The organism is Mycobacterium sp., from assembly GCF_040509115.1.
GTDB lineage: Bacteria > Actinomycetota > Actinomycetes > Mycobacteriales > Mycobacteriaceae > Mycobacterium.
The window spans coordinates 1-15,262 of sequence record NZ_JBEVLO010000375.1; the positions used below are offsets into that span (position 1 = coordinate 1).

Annotated in this window: 18 protein-coding genes and 1 tRNA gene; 13 read left to right on the forward strand and 6 right to left on the reverse strand. The window is 68.3% G+C overall.

The features are described from left to right. Both glgP and ABW137_RS25875 read left to right on the forward strand, forming a co-directional pair. Window positions 1-1,076 (forward strand): alpha-glucan family phosphorylase (gene glgP / locus ABW137_RS25870; RefSeq protein ID WP_526404320.1); only part of this gene is annotated, 1,076 nt, incomplete at its 5' end. Between the two features lie 5 nt (window positions 1,077-1,081). Then, a complete protein-coding gene (locus ABW137_RS25875) occupies window positions 1,082-1,924 on the forward strand; it encodes a Vgb family protein (protein ID WP_526404357.1) in 843 nt (280 codons plus the stop codon). A 62-nt stretch (window positions 1,925-1,986) separates the two neighbouring features. Here the strand turns inward: ABW137_RS25875 and ABW137_RS25880 are convergent, their stop codons facing one another. The 3 genes from ABW137_RS25880 to ABW137_RS25890 all read right to left on the reverse strand — a co-directional run bounded on the left by ABW137_RS25880 (window position 1,987) and on the right by ABW137_RS25890 (window position 6,830). Then, window positions 1,987-3,408, reverse strand: a complete 1,422-nt coding sequence (locus ABW137_RS25880; RefSeq protein ID WP_526404321.1) for a neutral zinc metallopeptidase — start codon at window positions 3,406-3,408, stop codon at window positions 1,987-1,989. A 98-nt stretch (window positions 3,409-3,506) separates the two neighbouring features. Next, window positions 3,507-5,408, reverse strand: a complete 1,902-nt coding sequence (locus ABW137_RS25885) for an ATP-dependent DNA helicase (RefSeq protein WP_526404322.1) — start codon at window positions 5,406-5,408, stop codon at window positions 3,507-3,509. An 84-nt stretch (window positions 5,409-5,492) separates the two neighbouring features. Beyond that, on the reverse strand, window positions 5,493-6,830 hold the full coding sequence (locus tag ABW137_RS25890; RefSeq protein WP_526404323.1) for a nicotinate phosphoribosyltransferase: 1,338 nt from the start codon (window positions 6,828-6,830) through the stop codon (window positions 5,493-5,495). Window positions 6,831-6,885: 55 nt separating this feature from the next. Between ABW137_RS25890 and clpS the strand changes: the two genes are divergently transcribed. The 10 genes from clpS to rdgB all read left to right on the forward strand — a co-directional run bounded on the left by clpS (window position 6,886) and on the right by rdgB (window position 13,662). Further along, complete coding sequence (gene clpS / locus ABW137_RS25895) at window positions 6,886-7,188, forward strand: ATP-dependent Clp protease adapter ClpS (RefSeq protein WP_526404324.1); 303 nt, start codon at window positions 6,886-6,888, stop codon at window positions 7,186-7,188. A gap of 18 nt (window positions 7,189-7,206) precedes the next feature. After that, entirely contained in the window at window positions 7,207-7,788 is a 582-nt protein-coding gene (gene aosR / locus ABW137_RS25900) for an oxidative stress transcriptional regulator AosR (protein ID WP_526404325.1), read from the forward strand. Window positions 7,789-7,865: 77 nt separating this feature from the next. Continuing rightward, window positions 7,866-8,882, forward strand: a complete 1,017-nt coding sequence (locus tag ABW137_RS25905) for a P1 family peptidase (RefSeq protein WP_526404358.1) — start codon at window positions 7,866-7,868, stop codon at window positions 8,880-8,882. Further along, on the forward strand, window positions 8,879-9,307 hold the full coding sequence (locus ABW137_RS25910; RefSeq protein WP_526404359.1) for a M67 family metallopeptidase: 429 nt from the start codon (window positions 8,879-8,881) through the stop codon (window positions 9,305-9,307). Before ABW137_RS25905 ends, ABW137_RS25910 begins: the two co-directional genes overlap by 4 nt. Before the next feature lie 34 nt (window positions 9,308-9,341). After that, window positions 9,342-9,614 (forward strand): MoaD/ThiS family protein, encoded by a 273-nt coding sequence (locus ABW137_RS25915; RefSeq protein WP_526404326.1) that lies wholly within the window; start codon window positions 9,342-9,344, stop codon window positions 9,612-9,614. A gap of 8 nt (window positions 9,615-9,622) precedes the next feature. Then, window positions 9,623-10,594, forward strand: a complete 972-nt coding sequence (locus ABW137_RS25920; protein WP_526404327.1) for a PLP-dependent cysteine synthase family protein — start codon at window positions 9,623-9,625, stop codon at window positions 10,592-10,594. 67 nt (window positions 10,595-10,661) lie between these two features. Beyond that, window positions 10,662-11,267, forward strand: coding sequence for a rhomboid family intramembrane serine protease (locus ABW137_RS25925; protein WP_526404360.1), 606 nt, complete (start codon window positions 10,662-10,664; stop codon window positions 11,265-11,267). A gap of 170 nt (window positions 11,268-11,437) precedes the next feature. Further along, on the forward strand, window positions 11,438-12,211 hold the full coding sequence (locus ABW137_RS25930; RefSeq protein ID WP_526404328.1) for a cyclic nucleotide-degrading phosphodiesterase: 774 nt from the start codon (window positions 11,438-11,440) through the stop codon (window positions 12,209-12,211). Window positions 12,212-12,255: 44 nt separating this feature from the next. Next, entirely contained in the window at window positions 12,256-13,038 is a 783-nt protein-coding gene (rph, locus tag ABW137_RS25935; RefSeq protein ID WP_526404329.1) for a ribonuclease PH, read from the forward strand. Between the two features lie 24 nt (window positions 13,039-13,062). After that, on the forward strand, window positions 13,063-13,662 hold the full coding sequence (rdgB, locus tag ABW137_RS25940) for an RdgB/HAM1 family non-canonical purine NTP pyrophosphatase (RefSeq protein WP_526404330.1): 600 nt from the start codon (window positions 13,063-13,065) through the stop codon (window positions 13,660-13,662). Window positions 13,663-13,674: 12 nt separating this feature from the next. On the opposite strand, the gene ABW137_RS25945 is transcribed toward rdgB, so the two are convergent. Both ABW137_RS25945 and ABW137_RS25950 read right to left on the reverse strand, forming a co-directional pair. Then, the gene (locus ABW137_RS25945) at window positions 13,675-14,055 is read right to left on the reverse strand and encodes a DUF3817 domain-containing protein (RefSeq protein WP_526404331.1); all 381 of its coding nucleotides are present in this window, start codon (window positions 14,053-14,055) and stop codon (window positions 13,675-13,677) included. Next, window positions 14,052-14,429 carry a hypothetical protein gene (locus ABW137_RS25950; protein ID WP_526404332.1) on the reverse strand — a complete coding sequence of 126 codons (378 nt, stop codon included), beginning with the start codon at window positions 14,427-14,429 and terminating at the stop codon, window positions 14,052-14,054. The genes ABW137_RS25945 and ABW137_RS25950 overlap by 4 nt, the downstream gene beginning before the upstream one ends. Before the next feature lie 137 nt (window positions 14,430-14,566). On the opposite strand from ABW137_RS25950, the gene ABW137_RS25955 reads away from it, so the two are divergent. Beyond that, a tRNA-Leu gene (locus ABW137_RS25955) sits at window positions 14,567-14,650 on the forward strand. A 5-nt stretch (window positions 14,651-14,655) separates the two neighbouring features. Here ABW137_RS25955 and ABW137_RS25960 read toward each other — a convergent pair. After that, window positions 14,656-15,231, reverse strand: coding sequence for a TetR/AcrR family transcriptional regulator (locus tag ABW137_RS25960; RefSeq protein WP_526404333.1), 576 nt, complete (start codon window positions 15,229-15,231; stop codon window positions 14,656-14,658). Window positions 15,232-15,262: the final 31 nt, after the last annotated feature.

The following is a 15,262-nucleotide window of genomic DNA, read 5'->3' on the forward strand; positions in this document are numbered from 1 at the left end:
TGACCGTCGGGTTCGCCCGACGCGTGCCGACCTACAAGCGACTCACGCTGATGCTTCGTGATGCCGATCGCCTCGAACGGTTGCTGCTCGACGAGGAGCGTCCCATCCAGTTGATCGTGGCTGGCAAGTCGCATCCCGCCGACGACGGCGGCAAGGCGCTGATCCAGCAGATCGTCCGGTTCGCCGACCGGCCCGAGGTGCGGCATCGCATCGCGTTCCTCCCCGACTACGACATGTCGATGGCCAGGTACCTGTACTGGGGCTGCGACGTCTGGCTGAACAACCCTCTGCGGCCGCTCGAGGCGTGCGGCACGTCTGGCATGAAGAGCGCCCTCAACGGTGGGCTGAACCTGTCGATCCGCGACGGCTGGTGGGACGAGTGGTACGACGGCAACAACGGCTGGGAGATACCGACGGCCGACGGCCTCGCCGACGAGACCCGCCGCGACGATCTCGAGGCCTCCGCGTTGTACGACCTGCTGGAGAAGTCGGTCACGACGAAGTTCTACGAGCGCGACGAGCACGGCACCCCGCGGCGCTGGGTCGAGATGGTGCGGCACACGCTGCAGGCACTCGGCCCGAAGGTACTGGCCTCGCGCATGGTGCAGGACTACACCGAGAAGTACTACGTGCCTGCGGCGCAATCGCTGCGCCGCACGATCGCGGCCGTCGACGGGGTGCCGTTCGGGGCGGCGCGCGAGCTGGCCGGGTATTGCGAGCGCGCCCGCAAGGCGTGGCCGAGCGTGCGCATCAGCGACGTCGACAGCTACGGGTTGCCCGACACCCCGCTGCTCGGCTCTGAGCTGACACTGACCGCAACGGTGTACCTCGACGGGCTGAACGCTGACGAGGTCGTGGTGCAGGCCGTCGTCGGCCGGGTGGACGCCAGCGATGGGCTGATCGATCCGGTTACCGTGCCGATGGCCTACACCGGGGCCGCGGATGGCGGCAGCCAGGTGTTCTCGACCACGACTCCGCTACCGCTCGCAGGCCCGGTCGGCTACACGGTGCGCGTGCTACCGCACCATTCGCTGCTCGCCGCCGACAACGAGCTGGGTCTCGTCACCCTCGCGTGAACCGGATCCTCGAGGTCGCCGTCGACGGCGGACCGTACGCGCTGGCCGCGGGATCGGATGGCGCGATGTGGGTCACCTTGGTGCACCGCGGCGCGATCGCCAGGGTCGACGTCGACGGCAGCATCGCGGTCCATCCCGTCGCGGAGGACTCCAAGCCGTCGATCATCACCGCGGGGCCCGACGGCGCGTTGTGGTTCACCCGCTCGGGCGACGACCGGATCGGCCGGATCTCGACTTCCGGTGAGTTGCGATCGTTCGAATTGCGTTCCGGTAGTGAGCCATTCGGCATCACGGTGGGCCCGGACGGAGCGTTGTGGTTTACCGCGATGGCCACCGGCGTTGTCGGCCGGATCAGCGTCGACGGCGAGATCGTCGAGGTGGCCGCACCGGGCGGCGCGCCATCGATGATCACCACCGGACCCGACGGCGCACTGTGGTTCACGCTGAACCAGGCCAACTCCATCGGCCGACTCGATCCGGCGGGAGGCGTCACACTGCGCAAGGTTCCGACGCCGGCATCCGGTCCCGTCGGCATCGCGGGCACCCACGACGACGCGGTGTGGTTCACGGCCGTGCTCGCCGACAAGATCGGTCGCATCCCGATGGACGAGGCGCTGCAGGAACTCGACCTGCCTGGCAAGCCGCACGCCGTGGTCGCCGACCCGTCCGGCGGGGTGTGGGTGAGCCTCTGGGGCAGCGATCAGATCGCGCGGGTCGGGGCCGACGGAGAAGTCGACACCATCGATCTGCCCACGGGCAGCGAACCGCACGGCCTGGCGATCGGGCCCGACGGTGCGCTGTGGGCGGCGCTGGAGGCCGGCTACGTGATGCGCCTACCGACCGTATGACGCGTCTTGCGTGTTGAAACCCGCGCTCGGGTCGGGTTTCAACACACAGATCGCGGGAGGAGTCAGTCGAACCGGCCGAAGCAGCGGTCCTCGTCGCCGAGCACGCCCACGCGGAAGGCGTCGATGCGCGAGAAGCCCGACGGCACCGAGTCGCCGTTCACGTCGCTGGCGACGAGCCCGTTGACGAGCAGGCCGGAAACAGCCTCGTCCACGTCACCTGCGGTCAGCTTGATGGTCGTGCCGCTCGGAGTGGAGATCTCGTCGGTCATCTTGGTGGTCGCGACACCCGTCAGGCACGCCGTGCGCAACGCCGCCTTTGCGGTGTCCAGCGCGAGACCACCGCGCTCCTTCTGGAGTGCCTGCGTGAACCGGGACACGACCACCGAGTAGGCCGTGTTGTCGCCGGTGACCACGCCGCCGTCCACGGACTGCGTGCCCAACTCCTGCAACGCGGGCAGGTCGACGATGATCGTGTTGGTCCCCGGGCAGTAGGACGCGGCCCCGCCCGAACGGGCGTCGGGACAGTCGGCGGCGTCGAAGCCGACCTCCGGCGTTTCGGCAGGCTGAAACACGGCGTCCATCGCCTCGACGATCGACCGCACCGAGTCCTCGGTCACCGGCAACTCGCCCGTCTCGTCTTCGGGCAACAGCACGGGCAGGTCACCACGCCGCTGATTGATCTCCTTGAGGTCGATCGCCGCGCAAGAGCCCGCACCGTCGGTGAAGCCGAACTGGAACGCCGAAACGCGCTCGAACGCCGAACCGTGCTCGTTGGCGCCCGGCTCGTAGTCGCCTTCCATCAGAACCGGATCGCGGAAGGCGATCATCGCCGCCAGCAGGCTGTTCAGCCCGTCGCCGGTACTGAGGGTGAAGCGGCTGGACTTGCCTTCGGCGACCCAGCGCATGTACACCCCGGCCAGGCAGTCGGCCTGTTGCTCCCGGACCAGGACCGGCATCCCTAGCGATCGGCCCTGGCTCTGGAACTGCACCGAGTGGCCGTACTCGTGGGCCAGCACCATGGTGACCGCCATGTCGCCGTTGGCCTCACGCAACGACGGCAGCAGTTCGCCGCGGTCCCACCCGATGGTGTTCTCGTCGTAGCAGTAGCCGGCGTTGACCAAACCGATCGTGTCGCCGCCGCAGAACTCGGCGTCGTCGTAACGGGTGGAGTCCCAGGAGATCAGCGCGTCGATGGGGGTGAACTCGTCGTCGAACGCCTCACCGAAGGCCTGGCTCCAGAACTCCTCGATGTCGCTGACGGAGCTGCGAGCGAGCTCGTCGATCCTGCTGCCGTCGGTGTTGTCGACGTCGCGCGAGGGCTCCGCAGCGTCGTCACGCAGCCCGGTCGGGCCGTCGACGGCGGGCAGGCCCGCGACGCGGAACGGATCGTTGAACACCGAGACGGCGTTGCCCTGCAGCGTCGTTGCGCACGAGGTGAGAAGCAGTGCCGTGATCGCCACGACCGAGACGTGCAGCCGCCCCATGGACCCCGCCTTTCGCCCCCCGGCGGCCGAGGTCGGCGCGCCCCATGAAGTTGCCAGCCAGGATAGTGAACGTCGAGCTGCTGAGCCGGGGGATACGTCTATCGCATCCGCAGGCGTTCCAGCGCGCGTCGAACCTGGCTGGTGTCCGTGGTCGCCCAGAACGGTGGCAGCGACGCCCGCAGGAAGCCCGCGTAGCGCGCGGTGGCCATCCGCGAGTCGAGCACCGCGACGACACCACGGTCGTCGGTATGGCGCAGCAGGCGGCCCGCGCCCTGTGCGAGTAGCAGCGCAGCGTGGCTCGCCGCAACGGCCATGAACCCGTTGCCGCCGTGCGCCGCGATCGCCCGCTGGCGCGCAGTGATGAGCGGATCGTCGGGGCGGGGGAACGGAATTCGGTCGATCAGAACCAGTGACAGCGACTGGCCTGGCACGTCGACGCCCTGCCACAGCGACAACGTGCCGAAGAGCGAGGTCTCGTCGTCCTCGGCGAAGCGGCGCACCAGAGCCGACGTGGTGTCCTCGCCTTGGCAGAGCACCGGGGTGTCCAGGCGGGCGCGCATCGCCTCGGCCGTCGCCTTCGCAGCACGCGTCGAGGAGAACAAGCCCAGCGTCCTGCCGCCTGCCGCGGTGATGAGGCCCTCGATCTCGTCGAGTTGTTCGGTCGAGCCGGTGCCGTCGCGGCCCGGTGGCGGGAGGTGGGCCGCGACGTAGAGGATCCCCGACTTCGCGTGCGCGAACGGCGAACCCACGTCGATGCCCTTCCACCCGGGTGGGTCGTCACCCGTGGCGGTCAGCCCCCAGGACCGCGCCATCGCGTCGAACGTGCCACCGATGGTCAGCGTCGCGGAGGTGAGTATCACGGTGCCCTGCTCGAAGAGCCTGTTGCGCAACAGGTTCGCCACCGACAGCGGCGCCACCCGCAAGATGGCGCGCCGGGTACCGCGGTTCTCCTCGTGATCCAGCCACACCACGTCGGTGCGGTCGGGTATCGCTGGACCGAACGAGGCGAGGATGCGCGACGCGGTGTCGCTGACGTCGTTCAGAGCGGTGACCGCCTCGTTGCGCGCGGCGGCTGCCTTCGGGTCGCCGGGCGCGGTGTCGATCGCCGAGCGGGCCTTGTCGGACGCGTCGCGAAGCACGGTCAGATAGGTCGCCATCTCGTCGCCGAGCACGTCCTTGCGGCCTGGGTCCTCGTCGTAGATCGCCGAGGAGAACGTGGCGGTGGCCGCCTCCAGCCGTTGCGCGAGTTCGGGATCGATGAGTCTTGCCGACCGGCGCAACGCCACGCCGAGCATCGTCGCGGATAGCTCACCGGTGGCCACGCTGGTCACTCGGTCCACGAGTTCGTGAGCTTCGTCGACGACGAGGAGTTCGTGTTCGGGTAGCACGTTGATGTCGGAGATCGCGTCGATCGCGAGCAGGGCATGGTTGGTGACGACCACGTCGGCGGTGCCAGCCCGGCCGCGGGCCTTCTCGGCGAAGCAGTCGGTGCCGTACGGGCAGCGGCTGGCGCCGAGGCACTCCCTTGCCGAGACGCTGACCTGGCTCCACGACCGGTCTGCGACACCGGGCACGACCTCGTCGCGGTCGCCCGTCTCGGTGTCCGACGACCACTCGATCAGCCGCTTGACGTCGCGGCCGAGAGCAGTGGTCGCCACCGCGTCGAAAAGCTCCTCCTGCGGCACGTCGTCGGCGGAGTCGGAGGTCGACCCGTTGTGAATCTTGTTGAGACACAGGTAGTTCCCGCGGCCCTTGAGTAGAGCGAACTCCGGCCGTCGAGGTAGCTCGCCGGTCAGCGCGTCGGCCAGGCGAGGGAGGTCGCGGTCGAACAGCTGGCGTTGCAGCGCGATGGTGGCGGTCGAGATGACCACCGGTTCGGCCCGGTCGATCGCTCGCATGATCGAGGGCACCAGGTAGGCCAACGACTTTCCGGTTCCCGTGCCTGCCTGGACGGCGAGGTGCTCACCGGTCTCGAAGGCGTGGTCGACCGCCTCGGCCATCTGGATCTGGCCGCTGCGTTCGGTGCCGCCAAGCGCCGAGACGGCCTTGTCCAGCAGCTCCTTGACGCCGCCCGTGTCTCCTCCTCAGGCCGTGCGCGTCGGGTCGACCATGCGCGTGGGTATCGCCGGCTCGCCGCGAGAGAGCTTCAAACCGTCCCACGGCAGGCTGTGCAGCGCGGCGGCGACACGCGCGCGAGCCGAGCTGAGATCGAGGTCCGCCACGATCTCGCCTGCGCGAACCAGCGGATGCGCTAGCGCCGTGGCGGTCAGGCCGGGTTGCACGGCGGGAGGGTGACCCGTCGGATGCACGATCTCCTCGACGACGGTGCCCGTCGCCTTCGCCAACCGGTGGGCCTGCTTGCGGCCGCCGTGGGACTCCTTGTGGCTGCTTCGCTTCTCCACCGGGAGGCCGTCGACCTCGACGAGCTTGTAGACCATGCCCGCAGTCGGGGCGCCCGATCCGGTGACCAGAGAGGTGCCCACGCCGTAACTGTCGACGGGTTCGGCACGCAGCGAGGCGATGGCGAACTCGTCGAGATCACTAGACACGACGATCTTGGTTCCCACAGCGCCGAGGCCGTCGAGTTGGTCGCGCACCTGCCGCACCAGCACGCCGAGATCTCCCGAGTCGATGCGGACGGCACCGAGTTCGGGCCCGGCGACGGCGACCGCGTTGGCGACGCCCGCGGTGATGTCGTACGTGTCGACCAGCAGCGTGGTGCCCACGCCGAGGGCGTCCACCTGGGCCCTGAACGCTGCTTGCTCGTCCGGCCCGTCGGGAGTGGCGTGCAGAAGGGTGAAGGCATGCGCGCTGGTGCCCAGCGCGGGAACGCCGTAGCGGCGCTGCGCCTCCAGATTCGACGAGCCGGCGAATCCGGCGAGGTAGGCGGCTCGCGCTGCCGCGACGGCGGCGTACTCGTGGGTACGTCGGGACCCCATCTCGATCAGCGGTCTGCCCTCTGCGGCACTGACCATCCTGGCCGCCGCCGAGGCGACTGCGCTGTCGTGATTGAAGATGGAGAGGGCCAACGTCTCGAGAAGGACGCACTCGGCGAACGTGCCGTGCACCGAGAGCACCGGTGAGCCCGGAAAGTACAGGTCACCCTCGGCGTAGCCGTCGACGTCGCCGGTGAACCGGTAGTCCGCGAGATAGGTCAGAGTCTCCTCGTCGAGGAAGTCGCGAACCGTGGCCAGGTCGTCGTCGTCGAATCTGAACTGGTGCAACGCATCAAGGAATCGCCCCGTGCCTGCGACGATGCCGTATCGCCTTCCGTCGGGGAGGCGGCGCGCGAACAGCTCGAAGGTGGTCCGCCGGTGGGCGGTGCCGTCGCGGAGTGCGGCCGCGAGCATCGTCAGCTCGTACTTGTCCGTCAGCAACGCCGTGCTGGCACGCTCCTCGCGCAAGCGCTCGTGGGAAGTCACAGTGGCAACCGTAGCCGTTCGAAGTACTGGGGAGACCCCGTCTATTCTGGGCGACATGGTTACGCCAGCGCGGACCCAGCCGGGGACCCGGGAGGAACGCGGGGTCGAAACTACCGAGGCCACCGACAGTCCGTGGGTGACCCTCGTCTGGGACGATCCGGTGAACCTGATGTCATACGTGACGTACGTCTTTCAGAAGCTCTTCGGATACAGCGAACCGCATGCCACCAAACTCATGCTGCAGGTGCACGAAGAGGGCAAGGCCGTCGTCTCGGCGGGCAGCCGCGAGTCCATGGAGGTCGACGTGACCAAGCTGCACGCTGCGGGCCTCTGGGCCACCATGCAGCAGGATCGCTGAGACCCGGGGTACGTGGGCGTGCGCAAGTGGAAACGCGTCGAAACCGCTGAGGGAACGCGATTTCGGTCTGCCCTGGCGGCCCACGAGGCGGCCCTCCTGCAGAGCCTGGTGACCTCGATGATGGACATGCTGACCGATCGCGAGAACTCTTCTCCCACAGACGAACTCGAAGAGCTCACGGGGATGCGGACCGGCAACTCGCAGCCACCCGACGATGACACGATGAGACGGCTGCTGCCCGACTTCTTCCGGCAGCAGCACGACCACCCGGCCGGGTCGGGTACCGCCGAGAGCCTGAACAGTGCGCTGCGCAGCTTGCACGAGCCCGAGATCATCGAAGCCAAACGCCATGCGGGGCAACGCTTGCTGGACACTCTGCCGTCCGACGGCGGCCGGTTCGAGATCGCCGAGGACGACGCGCACTGTTGGGCGGCGTCCGTCAACGACATCCGGCTGGCGTTGGGCACGATGCTGGAGATCGGGCCGGGCGGTCCGGACCAGCTGCCCGCCGAACATCCCATGGCCGGACACCTCGACGTGTACCAGTGGCTGACGGTGTTGCAGGAGTACCTGGTGCTTGGGCTGATGGGCAAGCGGTGACCGCCCCGCAGGGCGATTCGGGCGCGGAAACCGTCGCTGGGCGAACGCAACCGCGCCCAAGTCACAGCCCGGGCTCGATCACCGACGTGTCGGGCCTCCTGGTCGGGCACCATCAGCGCCTCGACCCCGACGCGTCGCTGGGCGCGGGTTGGGCGTGCGGCACCACCGTCGTGCTCACACCGCCGGGAACGACGGGTGCCGTCGACGTGCGGGGCGGTGCGCCCGGCAGCCGTGAGACCGACCTCTTGGATCCGGCCAACAGCGTCCGCTACGTCGACGCCGTCGTGTTGACCGGCGGGAGTGCCTACGGGCTGGCCGCCGCAGACGGCGTCATGCAGTGGCTCGAACAGCACGACCGGGGCGTGGCCATGGACGGTGGAGTGGTGCCGATCGTGCCTGCCGCGGTGATCTTCGACCTCCCCGTCGGGGGCTGGGGTTGCCGCCCGACCTCGGAGTTCGGCTTCGCCGCTGCGAACGCCGCTGGCGTCGAGGTGCCCGTCGGCAACGTCGGTGCCGGTGTCGGGGCGCGCGCAGGCGCGTTCAAGGGGGGTCTTGGCACCGCGTCGATCAGGCTCGACGACATCGGCGTCACGGTCGGCGCGATCGTCGCGGTGAATTCGGCGGGCAACGTCGCCGACCCTCGCACCGGGCTGCCGTGGATGGCCGATCTGATCGCCGAGTTCAAGCTGACCCCGCCGCCCGGCGACCAGATCGCAGCCTTCGCCCGGCGCAACGACGAAATGTCCCCGCTGAACACCACCATCGCGGTCGTCGCCACCGATGCGGCGCTCAGTGCGGCGGCGTGCCGCCGGGTGGCGATCGCGGCGCAGGACGGCTTGGCGCGCACCATCCGACCGGCGCACACCCCGCTCGACGGCGACACCGTCTTCGCGCTGTCGACGGGCGCCGTGGAGGTCGCCCCGCCATCGGACACGCCCGCGGCGATGTCGCCGGAGACGAAGTTGACGACGAGGGTCGGCGCGGCCGCCGCCGACTGTCTGGCCAGCGCCGTCATGGTGGGCGTGCTCGCCGCCGAGTCGGTGGCCGGAATACCGACTTACCGTGGCATGTTGCCCGGTGCGTTCACGAGCTGAGAAGGGGAGACGTGCTGACCATTCGGCGTGACCTGGTCGAGGCCATGGTGGCGCATGCGCGCGCCGATCACCCCGACGAAGCGTGCGGGGTGATCGCTGGTCCGGACGACTCCGACCGGCCGGAGCGGTTCATCGCGATGGTCAACGCCGAGCGGTCGCCGACGTTCTACCGGTTCGACTCCGGCGAACAGCTCAAGGTGTGGCGTTCGATGGACGACGCCGACGAGGTGCCCGTGGTCATCTATCACTCGCACACCGCCACCGAGGCGTACCCCAGCCGCACCGACGTCAGCTACGCGTCCGAGCCGTTCGCGCACTACGTCCTCGTCTCCACCCGCGACCCCGAGGAACACGAGCTACGCAGTTTCCGCATCGTCGACGGGGTCGTGACCGAGGAACCGGTCACTATCGTCGACCAGTACTAGACCACTAGAGCCAGAAGAACCAGAGGAGCGTCACATGTCCGTTACGGTGTCCATTCCCACCATCCTGCGCACCCACACCGGCGGGGAGAAGCGGGTCACGGCCACCGGCGACACGCTGCAGGCGGTCATCACCGACCTGGAGTCGAACTACTCGGGCATCACCGAGCGCATCGTCGACGGCGGCAAACTGCACCGCTTCGTCAACATCTACGTCAACGACGAGGACGTACGGTTCTCCGGCGGGCTGGCCACCGAGATCGCCGACGGGGACTCGGTGACGATCCTGCCCGCCGTCGCAGGTGGGTGAGCGGGCGAATGACCCGCTATGACTCGCTGCTGGAAGCGCTCGGCAACACCCCGATGGTCGGGCTGCAGAAGCTCTCGCCGCAGTGGGACGACAGCTCCGAAGGTCCACACGTCCGGTTGTGGGCCAAGCTCGAAGACCGCAATCCAACGGGCTCGATCAAGGACCGCCCCGCACTTCGGATGATCGAGCAGGCCGAACGCGACGGACTGCTGCAGCCCGGGTCGACGATCATGGAGCCGACGAGCGGCAACACCGGCATCTCCATGGCGATGGCAGCGCTGATCAAGGGCTACCGGATGGTCTGCGTGATGCCGGAGAACACGTCGATCGAGCGGCGTCAGCTTCTCGAGCTCTACGGCGCGAAGATCATCTACTCGCCCGCCGAGGGCGGCTCGAACACCGCCGTTGCGATGGCCAAAGAACTGGCCGACGAGCATCCCGAATGGGTCATGCTCTACCAGTACGGCAACCCCGCCAATGCGGCCGCCCACTACGAGGGCACCGGCCCCGAGATTCTCGCCGACCTTCCCGAGATCACCCATTTCGTCGCGGGTTTGGGCACCACCGGCACGCTGATGGGCACCGGTCGGTTCCTCAGGGAGAACGTGCCGGGAGTCCAGATCGTCGCGGCCGAGCCGCGCTACGGGGAGGGCGTCTACGCGCTGCGCAACATCGACGAGGGTTTCGTTCCCGAACTGTACGACCCCGAGGTGCTGACGACGCGCTACTCGGTGGGGTCGTTCGACGCCGTGCGGCGCACCAGGGAACTGGTCCAGGTCGAGGGCATCTTCGCGGGCATCTCGACAGGGGCGATCCTGCACGCGGCGCTCGGCATGGCCGCCAAGGCCCGTAAGGCAGGCGAGCGCGCCGACGTCGTGTTCACCGTGTGCGACGCCGGTTGGAAGTATCTGTCGACCGGCGCGTACGCCGGTAGCCTTGATGACGCAGAGGACGCGTTGGAAGGGCAGCTATGGGCATGACGACTGGGGGGCAACGCCAGTGACGAGCCGCCCCGCGACCCCCACCAACAGGAAGCGGCCTGCGTGGATGGTGGGCGGTGCCACGATCGTCAGCTTCGTTGCCCTGCTGTACGTGATCGAGGCCGTCGACCAGGTGTCCGGAGATCGGTTGGAGGACAACGGCATCCGTCCGTTGGAGACCGACGGGTTGTTCGGCATCCTGTTTGCGCCGCTGCTGCACGCCAACTGGGGCCACCTGGTCGCCAACACCGGGCCCGCTCTGGTGCTCGGATTCCTCGTCACTCTGGCTGGCATGTCCCGGTTCATCTTTGCGACTGCGATCGTCTGGATCCTCGGCGGCATCGGCACTTGGCTCATCGGCAACGTCGGCGCCCCGCCGGGGGTGGAGACCAACCACGTTGGCGCGTCCGGGCTGATCTTCGGATGGCTCACGTTCCTCATCGTCTTCGGGTTCTTCACCCGCCACGTATGGCAGATCGTGGTCGGCATCGTCGTGTTCGTCATCTACGGCGGCGTGCTGTGGGGCGCCCTGCCGGGCACCTTCGGCGTGTCCTGGCAGGGGCATCTATGCGGGGGCATCGCGGGCGTGATCGCCGCGTACCTGCTGTCGGGACCGGAGCGCAAGGCCAGGGAACGACGCAAGCGCGGGGCCGCGCCGCAACTGTCGATCTGACGCGCCAAGCCGCTTTGCTGACTGAGGCGTTCACCACAGTGCAGAGCGGACTGGCTCGGCGTCTCGATCGGGATCGCGCCTGCTCCTGGGTCACAATGTGACGCGATGATGAGACTCGCCGGGAAAAGCGGTGATGTTTTCGTCACACGCTGTTGGGGCATGGCAAGCTTGTGTGCGTGCGAATCACCGTGCTGGGGTGTTCCGGTAGCGTTACCGGTCCGGATTCGCCTGCATCGGGTTATCTGCTGACCGCTCCCGACACCCCGCCGCTGGCCATCGACTTCGGCGGCGGCGTCCTCGGCGCGCTGCAGCGTCACGCCGATCCCGGCACCGTCAACGTTCTTCTCTCGCACCTGCACGCCGATCATTGCCTCGACCTTCCTGGGCTGTTCGTCTGGCGGCGCTATCACCCGGCACCGCCCAAGGGTCGTGCGCTGATGTACGGACCCACCGACACGTGGTCGCGCCTTGGTGCTGCGTCCTCGCCGGAGGGCGGCGAGATCGACGACTTCACCGACATCTTCGACGTTCGGCAGTGGGTCGATGCCGAGGCGGTGCAGATCGGTGCGCTGTCGGTGATGCCGCGTCTGGTGTGCCATCCGACGGAGTCCTACGGGATGCGCTTCACCGATCCGTCCGGGGCGACGCTGGTGTACAGCGGCGACACGGGCTACTGCGATCAGTTGATCGACCTCGCGCGCGGCGCCGACGCGTTTCTGTGCGAGGCGTCGTGGACCGACGGCCCGGACCGGCCACCGAACCTGCACCTGTCGGGTGCCGAGGCGGGCCGCACGGCCGCCGAGGCAGGTGTTCACGAGCTGCTGCTGACGCACATCCCGCCGTGGACGTCGCGCGAGGACGTGATCAGCGAGGCCAAGGCCGAGTTCGACGGACCCGTGCACGCCGTGGTGTGCAACGAGACGTTCGAGATCACGGCTCACTAGTCACGGCTCACTGGGCCGTCGCCCGCACCCGTTAGGGTTGGCGGGTGTCCAGACGAGAAGATGGCCGGCTCGACGACGAGTTGCGACCGGTGACCATCACCCGCGGCTTCACCAGTCACCCTGCCGGATCGGTACTCGTCGAATTCGGCCAAACCCGCGTGATGTGCACGGCCAGCGTCAACGAGGGCGTGCCACGTTGGCGCAAGGGCTCGGGCTTGGGCTGGCTCACCGCCGAGTACGCCATGCTGCCCGCCGCCACCCACACCCGTTCGGATCGCGAATCGGTGCGGGGCAAGGTCGGTGGGCGCACCCAGGAGATCAGTCGCCTGGTGGGTCGATCGCTGCGGGCGTGCATCGATCTGGGCGCGTTGGGGGAGAACACCATCGCCATCGACTGCGACGTGCTGCAGGCCGACGGCGGCACTCGCACCGCAGCCATCACCGGGGCGTACGTGGCGCTCTCGGATGCGGTGACCTACCTGTCTGCGGCGGGTCGGCTTTCCGATCCCCGTCCGCTGTCGTGCGCGATCGCGGCGGTGTCCGTCGGCGTGGTGGACGGACGCGTGCGGACGGATCTGCCCTACGAGGAGGATTCGCGGGCCGAGGTCGACATGAACATCGTCGCTACCGACACCGGAACCCTGGTCGAGGTGCAGGGCACGGGCGAAGGAGCCACCTTCCCGCGGACCACCCTCGACAAGATGCTCGACGCCGCGCTGGCGGCCTGCGAGCAATTGTTCGCGATTCAGACTGCGGCCCTCGAACTTCCGTATCCCGGTGTGCTGCCGGAGCCGAAGACGCCGCAGAAGAAGGCGTTCGGAAGCTGACCCGCGCGCGCAAGGAGCAGAGCAGTGGTTGATCTCCTCGTCGCCAGCCGGAACCAGAAGAAGCTGGCCGAACTTCGCCGGGTGCTCGACGCCGCCGGGGTGTCGGGCCTGCGTCTGCTGTCCCTGAACGACGTCGCTCCATTCGACGAGGCACCGGAGACGGGTGCCACGTTCGAGGAGAACGCGTTGGCAAAGGCGCGCGACGCATTCCGCGCTTCCGGTGTGGCCGCGGTGGCCGACGATTCCGGGCTCGCCGTTGACGCGATGAACGGGATGCCTGGCGTGCTGTCGGCGCGCTGGGCCGGGGCGCACGGCGACGACGAGGCGAACCTTCGGCTGCTGTTGGCTCAGCTGGGCGACGTGCCCGACGAGCGCCGCGGTGGCGCCTTCGTGTCGGCGTGTGCGTTGGTGTCCGCGGCAGGCGAGACCGTAGTGCGCGGTGAGTGGGCGGGCGTCATCGCGCGGGGGCCGCGTGGCGACGGCGGTTTCGGGTACGACCCAATCTTCGTCCCCGTGGGGTCGGAGCGCTCGGCGGCCGAGCTCAGCGCCGAGGAGAAGGACGCCGCGTCCCATCGCGGCAGGGCCCTGGCACTACTGGTGCCCGCGCTGCGTGACCTGCTCTGAACGGTCGATCGGCTACAAGTTGAAGGCGGCCTTGATCTGCTTGGTCTGGAAGTGTTCCACGATGATGCCGAGCAGTGGGATGGTGCCCGCGAGAAGCACGCCGATGGTCTTGCCGATGGGCCAGCGCACCTTGACCGACAGGTTCGCCGCGGACAGCAGGTAGACGAAGTACACCCAACCGTGCACGACGCCAATCCAGCTCGGCGGGTCCTCGACCTTGACGATGTACTTGAGCACCATTTCGTAGCAGAGCGCGATCAGCCAGAGGCCCGTCGTCCACGCCAGGATGCGGTAACCGGTCAGCGCCTTGCGGATGGCCTCGACGGACGTCTTCGGCGACGGGTCGGCGGCCGCCGGAGCGTCGGCGGGGGCTTCGGGGTCGGGACTGCTCATGGGGTGGTCCTGTCATCGGTGTTGTCGTTGGCCTTGGCAAGCTCGGCCAGATAGGCGTTGTACTCGCGCAGCGTCGGGTCGTCGTCGGACGGCGTTGCCGCCTTGGGGCGTTCGGGGAGGAGACCCTCGGGGATCTCGGTGGGCTGGCCGTCGCTCGGCTTCGGCGGGGTCTCTTCGTAGCGGACGAATTTGTAGTAGGCGTAGAAGCAGAAGCCTGCGAACATCGGCCACTGGAGGGCGTAGCCGAGGTTCTGGAACGACCCCGACGCCGATTCGTAGCGCGTCCATTGCCACCACGCCAGGGCCAGGCAGCCCGCGGCGCCGAGGAAGACCAACGCGATCAGCGCCGGTCTCCTACGCCGTGTAGTGGACATTCGTCCACGGTACCGCGACGGACTCGGGTCCGATGAACCCCTCTGCGGACCGCATGCTCGCCCCTTCGACGTTCCGGATGTGGGGGATGGTGACCGACGAATTCGTCGGTCGGTGGCGCGGTACTATCGGGCACGCTGCGGGCGTGGCGCAATTGGCTGACGCGCAGGTTTTAGGTACCTGTGTTCGAGAGAACGTGTGGGTTCGAGTCCCACCGCCCGCACTCTGCTAGCTGGTCGCGGCGTCGATCAACTCTTCAGCCGCCGATCTGGCGTACACCAGCGGCGCCTGGTCGTTGAGTGACGTCGCGAGGGCATTGCCTCCGTCGAACAGCACCGCGAGCTGGTGGCCAAGGCGCGACGGATCCCTGGCGCCTGCGGCCGTGGCGACGGTGACGAGGCGATCGACGAACGCGAGCTTGTGGGTCCGTACCAGCTCGTCGACGGTCGTCAATTCTCCTGCGCTCTCCACTGCCGCGTTGTGGAAGGGGCAGCCGCGGAAGCGTCCGGTGGGCATCGGCTCGAAGATCGCGAGAAGTCGGCTGCGAGGTGCTCCCTCGGTGTCGAGCGCCCGCTCGTAGGGTGATCCCCCTGCTGCGTCGATCCGCCCCAGGTACTCTTCGACGAGCCCTACCTTGCTCGGAAAGTGTTGGTAGAAGGTTCGTTTCGAGACGTGGGCCTCTCTGGCGATGCGGTCGACCCCCGTGGCGTGGATGCCGGCGCGGTAGAAGAGCCTCGCCGAGGCAGTCAGGATCCGCTCGCGGGCCCCTCTCCCGCCCCGGCTGGGCGTGGGCGTCTGGCTCATCGTCGAACCATACCGCTCGGTTTACTTCCAG

Bases quoted from the DNA above. Each gene is read 5' to 3' on its own strand.
- ABW137_RS25925 (WP_526404360.1), top strand. From the start codon at position 10,662: ATGGTGGGCGGTGCCACGATCGTCAGCTTCGTTGCCCTGCTGTACGTG.
- ABW137_RS25880 (WP_526404321.1), bottom strand. From the start codon at position 3,408: ATGGGGCGGCTGCACGTCTCGGTCGTGGCGATCACGGCACTGCTTCTC.
- clpS (WP_526404324.1), top strand. From the start codon at position 6,886: ATGGTTACGCCAGCGCGGACCCAGCCGGGGACCCGGGAGGAACGCGGG.
- ABW137_RS25920 (WP_526404327.1), top strand. From the start codon at position 9,623: ATGACCCGCTATGACTCGCTGCTGGAAGCGCTCGGCAACACCCCGATG.
- ABW137_RS25950 (WP_526404332.1), bottom strand. From the start codon at position 14,429: ATGTCCACTACACGGCGTAGGAGACCGGCGCTGATCGCGTTGGTCTTC.
- ABW137_RS25915 (WP_526404326.1), top strand. From the start codon at position 9,342: ATGTCCGTTACGGTGTCCATTCCCACCATCCTGCGCACCCACACCGGC.
- ABW137_RS25885 (WP_526404322.1), bottom strand. From the start codon at position 5,408: ATGGCCGAGGCGGTCGACCACGCCTTCGAGACCGGTGAGCACCTCGCC.
- ABW137_RS25945 (WP_526404331.1), bottom strand. From the start codon at position 14,055: ATGAGCAGTCCCGACCCCGAAGCCCCCGCCGACGCTCCGGCGGCCGCC.
- ABW137_RS25960 (WP_526404333.1), bottom strand. From the start codon at position 15,231: ATGAGCCAGACGCCCACGCCCAGCCGGGGCGGGAGAGGGGCCCGCGAG.